This window comes from Rubripirellula lacrimiformis, from assembly GCF_007741535.1.
GTDB classification, from domain to species: Bacteria; Planctomycetota; Planctomycetia; order Pirellulales; family Pirellulaceae; genus Rubripirellula; species Rubripirellula lacrimiformis.
Map to the genome: position 1 here is coordinate 6,888,501 of NZ_CP036525.1, position 16,748 is coordinate 6,905,248.

At 57.5% G+C, this 16,748-nt stretch carries 12 protein-coding genes and 5 tRNA genes; 1 reads left to right on the forward strand and 16 read right to left on the reverse strand.

The features are described 5' to 3' along the window. The first annotated feature begins 299 nt into the window (after positions 1 to 299). Entirely contained in the window at positions 300 to 1,796 is a 1,497-nt protein-coding gene (locus K227x_RS24100) for an RtcB family protein (protein ID WP_145173938.1), read from the forward strand. A gap of 1,482 nt (positions 1,797 to 3,278) precedes the next feature. Here the strand turns inward: K227x_RS24100 and K227x_RS24105 are convergent. From K227x_RS24105 to K227x_RS24180, 16 genes are all read right to left on the reverse strand, one after another. Then, complete coding sequence (locus K227x_RS24105) at positions 3,279 to 3,482, reverse strand: cold-shock protein (protein ID WP_145173941.1); 204 nt, start codon at positions 3,480 to 3,482, stop codon at positions 3,279 to 3,281. A gap of 184 nt (positions 3,483 to 3,666) precedes the next feature. Next, positions 3,667 to 3,834 carry a hypothetical protein gene (locus K227x_RS24110; protein ID WP_218933487.1) on the reverse strand — a complete coding sequence of 56 codons (168 nt, stop codon included), beginning with the start codon at positions 3,832 to 3,834 and terminating at the stop codon, positions 3,667 to 3,669. A 158-nt stretch (positions 3,835 to 3,992) separates the two neighbouring features. After that, positions 3,993 to 5,429 carry a DEAD/DEAH box helicase gene (locus K227x_RS24115; RefSeq protein ID WP_145173947.1) on the reverse strand — a complete coding sequence of 479 codons (1,437 nt, stop codon included), beginning with the start codon at positions 5,427 to 5,429 and terminating at the stop codon, positions 3,993 to 3,995. 947 nt (positions 5,430 to 6,376) lie between these two features. Next, positions 6,377 to 6,802, reverse strand: a complete 426-nt coding sequence (gene rplK, locus K227x_RS24120) for a 50S ribosomal protein L11 (RefSeq protein WP_145173950.1) — start codon at positions 6,800 to 6,802, stop codon at positions 6,377 to 6,379. A gap of 120 nt (positions 6,803 to 6,922) precedes the next feature. Continuing rightward, positions 6,923 to 7,648: a transcription termination/antitermination protein NusG gene (gene nusG, locus K227x_RS24125; protein ID WP_145178394.1), complete on the reverse strand. Its 726-nt coding sequence runs from the start codon at positions 7,646 to 7,648 to the stop codon at positions 6,923 to 6,925. 167 nt (positions 7,649 to 7,815) lie between these two features. Continuing rightward, entirely contained in the window at positions 7,816 to 8,259 is a 444-nt protein-coding gene (secE, locus tag K227x_RS24130; protein ID WP_145173953.1) for a preprotein translocase subunit SecE, read from the reverse strand. A 207-nt stretch (positions 8,260 to 8,466) separates the two neighbouring features. After that, positions 8,467 to 8,539, reverse strand: a tRNA-Trp gene (locus tag K227x_RS24135). A gap of 132 nt (positions 8,540 to 8,671) precedes the next feature. Further along, positions 8,672 to 9,868: an elongation factor Tu gene (tuf, locus tag K227x_RS24140; RefSeq protein ID WP_145173956.1), complete on the reverse strand. Its 1,197-nt coding sequence runs from the start codon at positions 9,866 to 9,868 to the stop codon at positions 8,672 to 8,674. Between the two features lie 396 nt (positions 9,869 to 10,264). Further along, positions 10,265 to 10,336 (reverse strand) — tRNA-Thr (locus K227x_RS24145). A gap of 3 nt (positions 10,337 to 10,339) precedes the next feature. Further along, a tRNA-Gly gene (locus K227x_RS24150) sits at positions 10,340 to 10,410 on the reverse strand. A 123-nt stretch (positions 10,411 to 10,533) separates the two neighbouring features. Continuing rightward, positions 10,534 to 10,615 (reverse strand) — tRNA-Tyr (locus K227x_RS24155). 176 nt (positions 10,616 to 10,791) lie between these two features. Next, positions 10,792 to 10,864 (reverse strand) — tRNA-Thr (locus K227x_RS24160). Positions 10,865 to 11,262: 398 nt separating this feature from the next. After that, positions 11,263 to 12,240, reverse strand: a complete 978-nt coding sequence (locus K227x_RS24165) for a serine/threonine-protein kinase (RefSeq protein ID WP_145173958.1) — start codon at positions 12,238 to 12,240, stop codon at positions 11,263 to 11,265. Between the two features lie 263 nt (positions 12,241 to 12,503). Then, the gene (locus tag K227x_RS24170) at positions 12,504 to 13,529 is read right to left on the reverse strand and encodes a glutamine synthetase beta-grasp domain-containing protein (RefSeq protein ID WP_145173961.1); all 1,026 of its coding nucleotides are present in this window, start codon (positions 13,527 to 13,529) and stop codon (positions 12,504 to 12,506) included. Between the two features lie 438 nt (positions 13,530 to 13,967). After that, positions 13,968 to 15,701 carry a sulfatase-like hydrolase/transferase gene (locus K227x_RS24175; RefSeq protein WP_145173964.1) on the reverse strand — a complete coding sequence of 578 codons (1,734 nt, stop codon included), beginning with the start codon at positions 15,699 to 15,701 and terminating at the stop codon, positions 13,968 to 13,970. Continuing rightward, the gene (locus K227x_RS24180; protein WP_145173968.1) at positions 15,698 to 16,618 is read right to left on the reverse strand and encodes a HEAT repeat domain-containing protein; all 921 of its coding nucleotides are present in this window, start codon (positions 16,616 to 16,618) and stop codon (positions 15,698 to 15,700) included. The genes K227x_RS24175 and K227x_RS24180 overlap by 4 nt, the downstream gene beginning before the upstream one ends. Between the last annotated feature and the right edge of the window lie 130 nt (positions 16,619 to 16,748).

The following is a 16,748-nucleotide window of genomic DNA, read 5'->3' on the forward strand; positions in this document are numbered from 1 at the left end:
CCAAACTTGCTTCGGGGGGGGCACCACCAACATCGATGTTTGCAACCTGCCCGTCGGCAATGGGCAGTCGGCAACGATGGACTCGGCCCGAACACCGCGGACCGCCAACAGATCTGGGCAAGCTAGGGGGACCACGCAAAGCGACGGCGCCTGCAAGCGACAAGCATCCCACAGCGCTGGAATAAAGCACCCCAGCACGTCCATCTGCCGCAGGTCCCGCGAACCTTTCCCCCCGCCATCGACTCTTTCGTACCCAGTGATGGCATGTGCCATCCTATGATTTTAAAAAAGGAACATCGATGGACACGATCAACCCGAACCTACGAATCAGTGGACCGGCGACGGCAACCATCGATGTTGGCGACGCACACAGCCCAATCACCGTGATCGGCAACGATGCGATCCGGCAAACGTTCGACGACCAAACAATCCAACAAGCCATCAACAGTCGCTTGGCACCAGGTGTTACCGACGTTGTGCTGAACCCGGACGCGCACGTCGGTTACGGAGCACCGGTCGGATGCGTGATGCTATCCCCCACGCACGTGTACCCAGGTCCCGTCGGTGTGGACATCAAGTGCAGCATGAGCCTGCTGCAAACCGATATCCCTGCCGATGAAATCGTATCCCAAACGGTGCGACGGAAACTGATCCAAGCGATCGGTAAACGAGTCCCCAGTGGTGCCGGACGTGGCCAACGACACGTCCCCAAAAGCCGACCAGTCGATGGCCGATTGGGATTCCAGCTGACCACCGAAGGCGCATCCAAAAACGTTCTGAAGAAGCTGGGGATCCCCAAGGCCTGGGCCGACCGATGCGAAGACTGGCACCACACCGCGCCGGACGGGTCGTCGGACACACTTGCCGCACGACTGGAATTCCTAGGCCGCAATCGCGACAGCTTGGATCGCTTGGAAAGCAAGTACCGACAACTGGGCAGCTACGGTGGCGGAAACCACTTTGGCGAGGCAGAGGTTGTACGCTTTGCCAAGGACCAAGCCAGCCGCGAAGTGGCCCAGTCGTTTGGACTGCGCGATGGTCACGTCGCGTTCCTGTCGCACTGCGGTTCACGCGGTCTCGGTCACGACCTAGCCATGGGACAGTTCCGATCGTTGAAGACATCGTTTCAAAAACAGGGCCTGGCGTTTCCCGCAGGTGATCCGCAATTGGTGTACGCCGATGCGCGTAGCGACGAAGGGCGTCTGTATCTGTGCGATATGGCGATGGGTGCCAACTTTGCAACCGTCAACCATTTGATGATCAATCAACTGGTGCTGGAAGCATTCCGCGAAGTGTTCCCATCGGTCCGCGGCGAACTGGTGTACTTCATCAGCCACAACATCGTACGACAAGAACAGGTCGGCCAGCAGCTGCAGTGGGTGCACCGCAAGGGCGCCACGCGAGCGTTTCCGGCTAGGCACCCGGGTTTGCAGCGAACACCGTTTGCCGAAACAGGCCACCCGATCCTGCTGCCTGGGAACCCTCGCGATGGATCTAGCGTGATGGTCGCTCTGCCAGGCGCCGAACGTTCCGCGTTCAGCGTGAACCACGGTGCGGGGCGACGCATGAGCCGTACCAAGGCAAAGAAGATGTTGGACCAACACCAGATCGATACCGAACTGATGAACCACGACATCCTTAGCAATTGTCGACAATACCCACGCGACGAAGCACCGGATGCGTACAAGGATTTCAATCAGGTACTGGCAAGTGTCGAACAGGCCGGACTAGCAACGGAAGTCGCTCGGTTGGAAGCCAAGTTCGTGATCAAAGATGGCGCGCCTGCGGACGACTGATGCGTCCAGCACGACCGAGGGATCTTAGGCAGTGCCACAGCGCCCGCTCGTGAAGCAACGAGCGATCAATCAGCGTCGCGATTCAAGTCCTCTCGCCCCCGCCGCGCAGCGGTTTGCGGGGGAGAGAGCTAGAGAGAGGGGGAAGAAAGAAACGACACTGATTGATCGCTCGTCGTGAACGGTACGAAAGCAGCGTCCGTAAGAGCGGCCTGTTGAGTGAGCCGCGACGCGTCACGGAACGTCCGGCTTAAAACAGCCTCAAAGAGGCGAAAGCATCATGCCGTTTGGGCGGGCCCCACGGATTCAGTGTTACCACCGCCCCCTCACCCCAGCCCTCTCCCCCTAGATAATCGAAGCTCCACTTCGATAATCCAGGGGGAGAGGGGGCAAAGGAAAACCAACCAACCGCAGTGTCTCCCCCAACTCGTTTTGCCCCCTCTCCCCCGCGTTGAACGCGAGTTCCGCTCGCGTTCAATGTGGGGGAGAGGGTTGGGGTGAGGGGGCAAAAGAAAACCAACCAACCGCAGTGTCTCCCCAAATCGTTTTGCCCCCTCTCCCCCGCGTTGAACGCGAGTTCTGCTCGCATTCAATGTGGGGGAGAGGGTTGGGGTGAGGGGGCAAAAGAAAACCAACCAACCGCAGTGTCTCCCCACCTCGTTTTGCCCCCTCTCCCCCGCGTTGAACGCGAGTTCTGCTCGCATTCAATGTGGGGGAGAGGGTTGGGGTGAGGGGGCAAAAGAAAACCAACCAACCGCAGTGTCTCCCCACCTCGTTTTGCCCCCTCTCCCCCGCGTTGAACGCGAGTTCCGCTCGCGTTCAATGTGGGGGAGAGGGTTGGGGAGAGGGGGCAAAAGAAAACCAACCAACCGCAGTGTCTCCCCAAATCGTTTTGCCCCCTCTCCCCCGCGTTGAACGCGAGTTCTGCTCGCATTCAATGTGGGGGAGAGGGTTGGGGTGAGGGGGCAAAGGAAAACCAACTAACCGCAGTGTCGCCCCAACTCGTCTTGCCCCCTCTCCCCCGCGTTGAACGCGAGTTCTGCTCGCGTTCAACGTGGGGGAGAGGGCTGGGGTGAGGGGGCACGACCTTCGCCGCTCCGCGGCCAAGCCGGACGTTCTCGTAAGCGGCCGGCAATCCCACGTTGGCCGACATTCGGCGCGAACTCTCTGTGCTTTGGCGGCACTTGACCGGACGGCTCGCGTCGTTTCGCTACCAAGGAAGTGGCATTCGCCGCTAGCCAGCAACCGAGCTAAGTCCGCAACGGTCCTGACCGCGCATAAAAAAACACCACGGCCCTAAAAACCAGGACAGCGGTGTTCTATTTCATCAAAAGGGTTGGTTCCCCACCGCATGTGCATCCTTGATGCGGGGATAACCAAGATCCGGATTCAAAGCGATGGCAAGCACCGGCTTTGTTGTGAACTGCCTTGTGTGGTCGCGATGAACAATCCGTTCATCAATCGAACACGGGTGCGGTTAGTTTCCTAACCTTCGATCAAACGCACGTTTTCAGCGCGAGGGCCCTTCGGGCCTTGTCCGACGCTATATTCAACCTTTTGGCCTTCGCGTAGGTCGTCGTAAGCGACGCCCTCAAGCGAAGAGCTGTGGAAAAACATATCCGTGCCGGATTCGTTCTCGATGAATCCGAAACCTTTGTCGGTGATACGTTTGATTTTGCCTTCTGCCATCTCTCTACTTCCAATACTCTTCAAAACAGTTGCACAGTCAACGCCGAAAGAAACGTTCGCACGACATCGATTGCACAGGGTCAACGGTTATCAGCGGGATCGGCTTGTGATATTCGCTTGAATACCAGGGCCGCTTTTACACCCACTTAAAATATATTTGTCTGACTGCCGTAACAGCAGTCTATCAGATTTGTTGCTCGTCAGGGACATCCATCGCACTATCTTCGCTCGCATTTTCGTCTTCGGATGAATCGTCCAATGCGTCAGTCGATAGATTGGTCCCGTTTTCTTGGGCCAATTTCCGCTCAGCCCGTCGGGCTAGCTTATCCTGGGCCTTGAACTTCTTTTCCATCTCGCGTTGGCGTTTTGCGAACGTGTTTTGATTCTTTGCGATGGGTTCTCTCCGTCGGTGTAAAGCTAATTCCAATTGGCGGCGTCTGGGCGGCCAAAATTATTCTATCCAGGTCGTCCCGACGTTGTCGGTCGGGAAAACACATCTAATTTCGGTTTCTAGCCCTGTTGGGGGCGTGGCTTTCGGCCGGAACCTTTGGGGCGAGGAGCGCGTGTTGCCGTGGCGACCGCTTCCCCGTCCATGATTCCGACACCAAAGCCGGCTTTTCGTTTTTGGCTGCGACGTGGCTTGGCGGCCACCGCGGTTCCCGCTCCGCCCGTCGCTGCGACGGGGTTGCCGGACATTTTAGGACCGCTGGATTTACCGGCCGGCCGAGCTGATCGGTTCCGACTGCGTGGGCCACCACGAGGCTTCGATGGACGACCACCGCTTCCACGAACCTCATCACGAGATCCACCTGGCGTCGGCTTGGGTTGGTTCGGAGCTAGCGGAACTTTCTTGCCGATCAATTGCTCGATCGCTCGCAGATCATCCCGTTCGGCAGACGTGCAAAATGAAATTGCAACGCCCGATGCTTCCGCACGACCGGTTCGTCCAATCCGGTGCACATAGCTTTCCGGTTCGGTTGGCAGGTCATAGTTGATCACGTGGGTGACACCATCGATGTCGATACCGCGAGCGGCAACGTCGGTGGCGACCAAGACGTGAATCTTGTTCTTACGAAATGCGTCCAGCGTCCGCTGACGTGCATTTTGCGATTTATTGCCGTGGATAGCGGCCGAGGAGATCCCGGCTTTTTCCAATTTGTCGGCAACCGTGTTGGCACCGCGTTTGGTGCGTGTGAACACGATCACTCGTTCGGCGTCATCCGCACGGACCAAGTCTTTCAACAAAGTCTGTTTGTCGCCGCGTTCGCAGAAAACGACCTGTTGATCAATCAACTGTGCAGTCGACTTCTTCGGCTTGACGGTCACGGTCACCGGATTCAGCAGCAATCGCTGTGAAAGATCAACGATCTTCGGTGGCATCGTTGCCGAGAAGAACAGAGACTGACGGTCTTCGGGAAGTTCCTGAATGATCCGCTTCAGATCAGGCAAGAAACCCATGTCCAACATGCGGTCGGCTTCGTCCAAGACAAAGACGTCCAGTCGGCTTAGATTGATGTGGCCCTGATTCATCAGGTCCAACAAGCGACCCGGGGTAGCAACCAGGACGTGAACGCCACGCTGCATCGCTCGGATTTGATTGTTCTGATTCACTCCGCCGTAGACCAAAGCGGTCTTCACACGAAGGTGTTTGCCATAGGTCGCAAAGCTTTCGCCGATTTGGATCGCCAACTCGCGGGTCGGTGCCAAAATCAAGGCGGCGGGCTGGTTGGGAACCGGCTTGCGGTTCTGTTTGCCAAGCCGGTTCAGGATCGGGAGTGCGAATGCGGCCGTTTTTCCGGTGCCTGTTTGGGCACATCCAAGGACGTCGCAACCAGTGATGGCGGCGGGGATCGTTTGCGCTTGGATCGGTGTAGGGGTAACGTAATTTTCGTCGGCCAGCGCTCGTTTGATGGGAGCGATCAGGTCGATTTCTTCAAAATGGTTCAAAAGGTAATTCCTAGAAGCAAAATTCTTGGGACACCTGGCGCATCGGTTTGATCGTGAGCGGCAATCCTGAACGGCAAAAGCCCAGGGGGCGATGCGTTCGATTGGGCTGCGGCTCGATTAGCCTTCGGCTGCGCTGATGTCGGATCGTTAGTGGGTTGCTGCGGTGCGATGACTGTTTGGAATGCGAATGAACATGGCGGCAATTCTGGCCGAACTTGATGAACTTCACACGAAAACAGCGTACATATACCGCACGTCGGGTTAACTCTGGACAAACAAGAAAGTCGCAGAATCCATTACGTCACTTGAGGGACGTCAGGCAGCTTTCCAGAGCGGTTAACACAACCGATAGTTGGCAGCATGTGGGTGTGACGAGATGCCAACACCGTATGAATCAGGCCTTGAGAGGATCCAACTCGTTAGAGAGCCTGACTCGGTCGGAAAGCGTCATTGGCATTCCAAAGACGCTACTCGCTTATTTCCGACTGATTGTGCCGCTGGAGAAATCATCTCGTTGCGACACAGATGAAACATACAAGGTGGACCGAAAAAAGCCAAGGGCAAAACTCACCATTCGCTCGTTCTAGCCCGACCGGCGGACATGATCTGCCGATTGACCGGCCTCGCAGGGCATGAAAACGCCGCAAAAACGGTGCCCATAGGTCCCAAAACGCAAAAACGGCCGTTGTTTTGCGAATCGAACCGGCATCACGGATTCCAGCGGCGAATCCACAAGACACTTGGGGCAGTGCCGCCATCGGAGGTCCCATTCGGACGCTCTATCCATGCATCGCGGCGATGCCGCCCCCGCAATCAACCGCATTGATTGCTCGCTGCCCGTTCGCCCGCCGGAATCGGCAAGCGAAACCTGACATCCACACTGGCATACCGCGACCAGCCGAAACCGTTGACCGGCCTGGCTGGACGAATCCAGCGTGATCGGACGATCAACCTTCGACGTCGATGCCCATGCTGCGGGCGGTGCCTTCGATCATCAACACAGCGTGGTCGATGTCGCGAGCGTTCAGGTCGGCCATTTTCTTTTCGGCGATATCCACGCACTGGGCGCGGGTTACCTTGGCAACTTTGTCCTTGTTCGGGACGCCACTGCCTTTGGCGATTCCAGCGGCCTGCTTCAACAGCGATGCTGCGGGCGGGCTTTTGGTGATGAATTCAAAACTACGGTCGTTGTAGACAGTCACGATCACAGGGATCGGGGTGCCGTTGTATTCCTTCGTCTTGTCGTTGAAGGCCTGGACGAACTGTCCCAGGTTCACGCCGAACTTACCCAGCGATGTACCGACAGGAGGAGCCGGGGTGGCTTGACCGCCAGGAACTTGGAACTTTGCGACGCCGGTGACTTGCTTTGCCATAAGGAATAGGTGTTAGGTTTAGGGGTGAGGTATTAGGAAAAAGGATCATCGGGAGCGTTGTTTCAGACCGGGCCCACGCCTTGGCATGGATCCCTGGATCGCAACAAGTAATCCCTATCCCTACAGTGGTTCGACCTGCCAGTGGTCCAGTTCCATCGGGACACTGCGTCCAAAAATGTTGATGATCACCGTGATTCGACCATTGGCTTCGTCGACCGTGTCGACATCGCCCTCTTGGTTCTCGAAGTTGCCTTCCTTGACGCGAACTCGATCGCCGACCTTGAACGGAATCCCGATCTTGATCGGTGCTTCTTCTTCGTCTTCGCCGACTTCTGGCTTGTTGATGAATCGTTCGATATCGCTTGGTTCCATCGGCATCGGCTTCCCGGCGGCGCCGGTAAAGTCGCTGATCCCGCCGGTTTCCCGAACCAGGAACCAAGTATCGTCGTTGATACGCATGTTGACCATGATGTAGCCGGGCAACAATTTGCGTTTGCTAACGCGGCGTTTGCCATCGCGATTGAACGTCGCAACGTCTTCGCTGGGCACCACGATCTCGCCAAAGTGTTCCGCCATGCCTTCCATCTTGACTCGCTTTCGCAGCGCATCAGCAATGGAATCTTCGCGGTTGAAGGCGACTTTCAAGATGTACCAATCCATCTTCGCTTCCACTTCCGTGTCCACCTTCGGCTTCGCAGCCGGGTCGACAGGGGCGGGAGGCGGAGGCGCCGGCGCACTGGCCGTCGCTTCCTCCGAATCACCTTCGGAAACATCGCTGGATTCAATCACCAACGATTCATCAGGCTCGGGGAACTGGGGATCTTCAGAAGGATCGACTTGGTTCACGTTTTCACCGCTTGCGGGCATTGGAATCTGTGAGGGATTGAGCGAGTTGGCGAAAACGGGGCGAGCACCGCCTGGAACCAGGTTCGCTCGAAGGCAAAGTTGCGAAAAACAGTTTAGTCAGTTCGCCATTTCGTCGAATCGCTATCGCGGGGAATCGCTGGCGATGACTAAGTGGTGACACCCAGGAAATCGAAAATCGCCTGCCACAGGACGTCAAACAAGAACAATGCGATCGCCAAGATAAAGATCGTCAGAATCACGACAACCGATGCTCGGATCAACTCGTCCTTGCTAGGCCAGGTGACCTTGTTCATTTCCGCTTCGACTGCGATCAAAAAGTCAGCAAATCGAGGCCAGTTGACGACCCGGTAACCGAACCAAAGACCAGCTGCCAGGACTGCCGATGGGATCCCCGGGATCAGATACGAACCGGACTCGATACCGCCTCGCAGCGACCCGTACAGCGACCAACACCCCAGAGCCGCTACCACCCAAATCGCCAACGCCGTCAATTGACGAACGATGCGGCCTTGGTTGGGCTTGTAAACGGTATTCTTGAACAGTTCGCTCGTCAGGGGAACGCTGTTGGCTGATGCAATGTCTCGTGACACCCGTCGGCTCCTACATGAGGGAATGGGCTTCTAGCTCAGCCACTCGTCCGTGGTGACCGGTCGCTAAATTCGTATTTGCCACCATCGGTGGACTCTCAGGCGGTGATTCGTGGGCGACTGGCTTACCTTGGCGATAAACCGCGACTGCCGACGGGTCGCACCTGATTTTGTTCTTCTATTGGATCAAACGTTTCACAACATACAAAGCAGGGGTGGAGGGACTCGAACCCCCAGCCGCTGGTTTTGGAAACCAGAGCTCTGCCAATTGAGCTACACCCCTTTCCAGGCCAGCGCCGCCGAAACGGAACACTGTCGCTGAATGACCAATGACCAACGCTCAAACTAGCAGAAGCTTGAACGCTGGTCATCAAAGGTTGGTCATCATTCTAAACGCCGATTTTACTCGACGATCTTACTCGACGATCTTGGTCACAACGCCCGAACCGACGGTGCGTCCACCTTCGCGAATTGCGAAGCGAACACCGTCATCGATAGCGATTGGCTTGTGCAGTTCGACGGTCACTTTGACGTTGTCGCCAGGCATGCACATTTCAGCACCGACCAAGTTCGCGGTTCCGGTCACGTCGGTCGTGCGGAAGTAGAACTGAGGACGATAGCCGCTGAAGAACGGCGTGTGACGGCCGCCTTCGTCCTTGCTCAAGCAATAAACTTCAGCTTCGAACTTGGTGTGCGGGTTGATGCTTTTGGGCTTCGCCAAAACTTGACCGCGTTGGATATCTTCCCGCTTCACACCGCGAAGCAAGCAACCAACGTTGTCACCAGCACGGCCTTCGGTCATTTCCTTGCGGAACATTTCGACGCCGGTGCAGATGGTTTTGACAGGTGCAGCCGACAAGCCGATGATTTCGACTTCTTCGCCGACCTTCACAACACCACGCTCGATACGACCGGTAGCAACCGTTCCACGACCTTCGATCGAGAACACGTCTTCGATCGCCATCAGGAAAGGCTTGTCGTCTTCACGAACAGGCTCAGGAATGCTGGCATCCAAAGCGTCCATCAGTTCGCCAATGCACTTGCTGGCTTCTGGGTCGCTTGGGTTGTTCAGTGCAGGCAGTGACGAACCGCGAACGACAGGCACATCGTCGCCGGGGAAGTCGTACTTGGACAGCAATTCGCGTGCTTCCAATTCGACCAATTCCAGCAACTCTTCATCGTCGACGAGGTCACACTTGTTCAAGTAAACCACGATGTAAGGCACACCAACCTGGCGAGCCAGAAGCACGTGTTCCTTGGTTTGTGGCATCGGGCCGTCAGCGGCCGACACAACCAAAATAGCACCGTCCATTTGGGCGGCACCGGTGATCATGTTCTTGATAAAGTCGGCGTGTCCGGGGCAGTCGATGTGAGCGTAGTGCCGGTTGTCCGACTCGTACTCAACGTGAGCAACGGCGATCGTAACGGTCTTCGTCGCGTCACGAACGGTACCGCCCTTGGCGATGTCCGAATAATTCTTTGCCTGAGCAAGACCTTTAGCAGCTTGCACGGCCAAGATAGCCGCGGTCGTGGTGGTTTTGCCGTGGTCAATGTGACCGATGGTCCCGACATTGACGTGGGGCTTGGTCCGATTAAAAGCTTCTTTAGCCATGTTTCTAATTCACCTGCACCCAGCCGTGCCACTACTTCCAAGGATACGCCTCGAGAAGCCCGAATCCACGACGCCCGCGTTCACACCCACGGTAGCTCGCCGCAAACTCAGCCGCACCAGCCAAGCTCGTTCAACAAAGTATCAAAACGAATTCCAAACAATTTGCACCCCACCATGGGACGCGTTTGTATTTCACATTTATTTTCAGCCGGCCCCTGCGATCGACTGCGCCGGCCGGTTGCTGACCAGCAGCGACTGACCAACAGTGCGTTCGACAAGGCCTTCCTGAACTCTCGAAAGCCCGACTGAAATGGCTTGCGAATCTCTCGCTCAAGAAGCATGTTGTCGCGAAAATCACCTGATCTTGCAATCACCAGTGAATCGCGGCTCGCATTAAGCTGCTGATGGGATTTGAACCCATGACCTCTTCCTTACCAAGGAAGTGCTCTACCACTGAGCTACAGCAGCGAAAGCGGGTGAAGGGAATCGAACCCTCGTATTCAGCTTGGAAGGCTGCTGCACTACCATTGTGCTACACCCGCGATAAGAGAGAAGCCAGGCACTCCGAGACAAGACCCACCGGCGACACACCGTTTGCATCACACGGCCCCGTCGCGGCCACCACTGCTCTACTTTTCCTCTCTCACTCGCTCTCACTCTCTGCATGGGGGCTACAGGATTCGAACCTGTGTAGGCATAGCCAGCGGATTTACAGTCCGCCCCCTTTAACCACTCGGGCAAACCCCCAAAAAATCTCGATCGTCTCGCTTGTGTCCTGAACAACTTCGGCCCAGGACCCTCTCTGCTAAAATCTTACCGTCTTGTTCCCCGCAGCCAACCAGCCTGCAGCGGCCAATTGCCACTTCCGCTGATTCGCCACTGATGGGCATCGTTTTCCGTCGGTGCACCCATGGCTCTTGAAGAGCCAGCGGAGGGATTCGAACCCGCGACCGGCTGATTACAAATCAGCTGCTCTACCAACTGAGCTACGCTGGCCATTGTGTGGGAAATCGTTCGCCGAAAGCACTTCGAGGTCAGCTTGATGACAGGTCACCTGCGCCGACGGCTCCATCCGTGCGTCCGGGGGAACGAACCCATTGGGGCCCGACCGGAAGGGCAGAGTGTACCGATCCGACCAAATCGGGCAAGACGGAATTGGCCTGTTTCGCCACCAAAGTGCCAGGAAATTAACTTTCACAGCAAAAACCTCGCTCTCCAGCGCTCCGAATCGACCGATTCGACTCGCAGAACCCCCATTTGCCTCACGCGAACTACGACGCAAAGCCCACCCGAAAGGTTCAGCCGCCCGGCGGTCGCGCCCCCAATCCCATCGACGAGCGAACAGCTGCGAACCCCACCCGCGACAGGGACGGCGGCTTCCACCGCAGGGAAACTTAGGTCAGGTCGCGCAGATCCGAGATCAGTTCACGCATCACCTGATACCGATCTCCCGGCCGCTTTTCCAAGCATCGCATCACAATTTTGTCCACTCCCGCCGGCATCTCTCGATCGGGAGACCGCTCCGATGGCGGAGCGACTTCACGACTGCAAATGTTCTCGAACGTCTCGTCGATCGTGGCCCCCCGAAAAGGCTCTCGCAACGCCAACATCTCGTACAGACAGACCCCCACGCTGAACACATCCGTCCGCTCGTCGATCCCACGATTGCCGTCGACCTGCTCGGGCGACATGTAAAGCGGAGTCCCCGGACGCTGCCCACCGCCGGTCAGCGTGCTGGTGCGAGCCTCTTGCTCGTCCAGGGTCGATTGCGGAGGACGCAGCACGCTTTGGCGGATCGGCACGTTGTCGTCCGCATGCCCCCAAACCTTGGCCACGCCCCAGTCCAACAGGATCACTTCGCCAAAGTTCCCCACCCAGATATTCTCGGGCTTCACGTCCCGGTGGATCACGCCACGCGAATGCGAATAAGCCAGCGCCTGGCAGGCGCCCACGATGATTTCGATACGCCGATCGGCCGGATAGGCGTCGATGGTCTGCTGATCGCCGCGCGCGATCCGCTTCAGGATTTCGAACAGATTTTCGCCCGAAATCCGCTTCATCACAAAGAAGATCCCGGCATCCTCGTCGTCGCCGATGTCGTAGACCGGAACCGTGTTGGGATGCTGAAGCTGCGACGTGACGCGAGCCTCACGCAGCAAACGACGCCGCTCGTTGCGATCTCGCTTGGTCTCTGGCAACAACGACTTGATCGCGACGGTCCGCCCGGTCACCGGATCAAAGCAAGATTGCAGCAGCCCGCTGCCGCCGCGAGCCATCTCCCGAAACCGGGTATACCGCTTCAGTCCCGGCGGCAGGTTTTGGGGCAGGTCCGGGTCGGTGCCCGACAACAGAATGGTTGGTTCGGTAGTCATGGGCTGATTATATCGCGGCAACCGTGCGGACGAGATACCGCTAATCGGAATTCACGCCAACACGCCTGGATCTGCCGATCGCCGCAAGCGGCGGACGCAAGCTGCGGGCAAAACCGCACGATTGGCGACGCGGCAGGCGACACTGGCGAACAGCGCCGCCAGCGCATGCAAAAACCCGCCAGCATGGTCGATACTGACGGGTTTTCGGTTGGTTTGCGGTCCAACCGACCGCGATTTACAAATCAGCCGCTACCTACTGCGAACTAAGCAGTGGCAGGAACATCGGCGGTCTTGACCGTTCGGATGATCTCGGCAGCCACTTTGTAAGGATCGGCGTTGGATGCCGGGCGGCGATCTTCCAACCATCCCTTCCAGCCGTGTTCGACGGTGAAAATCGGAATCCGGATCGACGCGCCACGGTCGGAAATGCCGTAGCTGAACTGATCGATACGTTGGGTTTCGTGCAGACCGGTCAGGCGTTGATCGTTGTCAGCACCGTAGACGTCGATGTGCTCTTTGACGCGTGGTGCGAACGCCTTGCAGATCGTCTCGTAAACTTCCTTCGAACCGCAGGTTCGCAGGGTCGTGTTGGAGAAGTTGGCGTGCATGCCGCTGCCGTTCCAGTCACCCTTGATCGGCTTGCAGTGCCAGTCGACCTTGATGCCGTACTTTTCGCCAATTCGTTCTAGCAAGTAACGCGAGACCCAGATTTGGTCTCCGGCGTCCTGGGCACCCTTGGAAAAGATCTGGTATTCCCACTGGCCCATCATCACTTCGGCGTTGACGCCTTCGACGTTCAGGCCGCACTGCAGGCACAATTCGAGGTGTTCTTCGACCATTTCTCGCGCGACCGCGTTCTCTGCACCGACGCTGCAGTAGTACGGGCCTTGCGGGCCTGGATAACCCTTGTTTGGGAACCCAACTGGCTTGCCAGTTTCGATGTCCTGCAGGACGTATTCCTGTTCGAAACCGAACCAGAAATCGTCATCATCGTCGTCGATCGTCGCACGACCGTTGGACACGTGCGGTGTCTTATCGGAATTCAGCACTTCGCACATGACGATGTAGCTGTCGCCGATACGGCTGGGGTCAGGACAGATAAAGACAGGTTTCAGCAAGCAGTCGCTGCTGCCGCCTTCGGCTTGTTGGGTCGATGATCCGTCGAACGACCAAACTTCACAATCTTCCAATTTGCCGCTGAAATCGCTAACGACTTTTGTCTTGCCACGCAGACTTTGGGTGGGCTTGTAGCCATCGAGCCAGATGTACTCCAACTTGGACTTGGTCATAAAATGGATTCTCCCTAAGTGAATCTAAACTGTGTCGACCGTGGTGAATGAGTCTGCGATGTGCCGGAGGAGCACTGAAACCGCCTGTCATCCGCCGAAAAAAATACACGCGTCCTACGAAAATCTACCTACCACCCGGTGGCAACGATCAGCACAGAGTTTGCAAATTGACCGAGACCAGAGAGTTCGCGTCATGCGTCGTCCCGGTACACAAAATACCCGAATTTTCACAAAGGGAAAGTGTTCGCGTCGAAAGTCCGTCAACCGACAACGGTCTGGTCAACCTTACCGGCGGGCAAGGGGTTCGAAGCCAAGGCAGCAGCGACCATCGCCGACGGGCGCTGCGGAGGACGCCATCCCGGCGACAGGGCCCGAAGGGGAGATTCCTCCCCCGTCGCACTTAGAACGCTCGATCCAGCGCTGACAAAAATCGAAAATTCAGATTTTTAGATCGACAATGTCGCTATCGCGGTACCCCAAGCGAGTCGCTTTGCAGCGAACACGGCCATCGCTAGGGAATGAACGCGAATACAACTTCCAGTCGCTCCATTTCCCATTGTCGAAAACCTGGTAGACGATCGAAACGCCGTCACCGCTGGATTGGATACTGACTTGCTTGCCGTCCCTGCGAATGCTGGGCGGGTCCGTTTTCGGCGTCACCCCGCCCGGCTTCATCTCTTCCATCAGCACCGATTCGGGAATCATCCCGGTATCCGCGATCTGCCGCTGCCACCGCTCGGTCGCCTGCCGCATCCTGGCCAATCGCTCGGCGTACTGAGGCCGCAGAGCCAGGTTGGTCAGTTCCCAGGGATCGTTCTCGGTATCGTAAAGCTCTTCGATCGGCTTGGTCTCGGCAAACCAGTTTTTCTGGCCACCGGTCAACTCGCCAGCCGCATGGAGCCGACGCCAATCTTGCATGGTCGGCATTTCGTCCATGTAGTCGAGTCGCTGGGAATACGGTTTGTCCGGCTCGAAGTTGCGAATGTATTTCCACCTGCGGTCGCGAGCCGCACGCTGCAGTTCGTAGACCTCGTCCATACGGTCGCGGTGAAAGAAAAGATAAGGCGGTTCGTCGCTGGCCTCGTCGCCCTGATCGTCGACGATCAGCCGCCCGTGCATGTTCCGCGGAACCGGAACACCGGCGACCTTCAGCATCGTTGGCGGCAGGTCCAGGACACTGATCAAGTCGCTGCGAACTTCGCCGGCACCCATCCGGTCCGGCCATCGCATGATGACCGGCACCAAGGTCCCCGTGTCATAGATCCACCGCTTTCCACGCGGCAGCCCCATCCCATGGTCGCTCCAAAACACCACCAATGTGTTGTCGGCAAGGCCGTCTTCCTGCAACCGATCCAACACTTCCCCGGCCAACTGATCGACCAATGTGATGTTGTCCTGGTACCTAGCCCAATCCTTTTGCGTCGCTGGAGTACGGGGCAGGAAAGCGGGGATCGTATCAGCGACGACGGCCGGATCGTGCTGGTTTTCGGCTCCGATTTGCTGGATGACCTTGCGGTGCTGGGCATCCGAATGGCGAATCTGACTCTCGTGACACTGAGTAAAATTGATCACCGAAAAGAACGGCTGATCCGGATCGGGACGATCACGCCAATCATTGTGCCCGTCGCCTTGCAGATCCCAGATCGAATCGGTGGGATCGAACTGATAATCGGTTTTGCTGCGGTTGGTGGTGAAGTACCCGGCCGCTCGCAGTCGTTCGGGGAACGCCCGGACGTCCGATGGCGGAATGATCCGGCTTCGCATGTGTTGCGATCCGATTGCCGGCGGATACAAACCTGTGATGATGCCGCTGCGCACGACCGCGCAAACGCCCGCCGGGGTGAAGGCGCGAGTGAACCGGACTCCCTCGGATGCCAATCGGTCCAAGTTGGGCGTGACGGCATGCGGATCGCCGTAGCAGCCAAGATTGGATGAAATGTCTTCGACGCTGATCCACAGAATGTTGGGACGCCGGTCAGCAAAGGCGTTTGAAGCCGACAGCGTCAGGCCGCCCAACCACAGCGTGGCGAGCATCAGCAAGCTGAACACTGGGCGACAGAACACTGGGCGACAGAACACTGAGCGACAGAACACTGAGCGACAGAACACTGAGCGACAGAACAATGAGCGACAGAACAATGGGCGACAGAACAGAGCGATCAGAACCTTCATCGTTGTTCTCCTTGGTTTTCGTCTTTGATTTGAATCTTTCGCAGGGCGTTCAGACAGGCACCACCGATGTGGTAGTCGCCGCTAGAACCAGCCGCATTTTCCTTGGCCAACTTTTCCAAGACGGACGTGGCTGCCGCGGCGGGCGGTCCGATCTTGCCGATCAGTTCAGCCACGCTGCAAACGGTGCCACGTTCAGGGTACGACAAGCGTTCGATCAGCAAGGGCAAATGGTCATCGATCAGCCCCATCCGGCAAAGTGCATAGGCACACGCCTGTCGCACCGATAGCGAATCGTCGGACTCGGTCATTTCGACCAGTCTTTGGCGAACGTCATCCGTTGCCCGGTTCCCCCCCGCACCCGCTGCGGCGGAATCACTTTTCGCAGCCGAATCACTCGCAGCCGAATCACTCGCAGCTGGCGGATCACCGGCCGTTTCGGAAGCGTTTGCGTCGCCATTATCCGACGCGCCAGCATCCGACGCGGCGTTATCCGACGCGGCGGCATCCCGGCCGGCGTCTTCGATATCACCGAGCGCCACCGCAGCGAGGTACCGCATGGCCGCGTCGCCATGCCCCAGGGTTTGCTCGATCGGCTGGCGTGCCTCGTTGCCGAACGCCGCCAACGACCGGATCGCGATCAAACGGGTTGTGCGGTCGTCGTCCTTCAACGACTGAGACCACTGGGAAACACTGCGGCCAGCCACCATGGCGGAACTCGCCGTCTGGCTTGGCAACGATGCCGCACCCGACGGGGGTGCCGGCTGGGCGATTGCCGCCGACTTGGCCGCGGGCACCGGATCGACCGCGGGTAACGGATCACCCACGGGCAGCGGATCACCCACGGGTAACTGGGCTGGGACATCGGTCGCCATCGACAGACAGGCGACAGCAAATAGGAAAATGGATCGGGGTATCAACGGTGGGTCCTCGGCAAGCGTTGCGGGCGATCATCAGGACAGAGTGGATCAGAGGTCTCTATGACGATACACCGATCGCGGTTCTAATGTTGGGGATCGGACACCCCTCAAACAACGCCTTATTGGACAA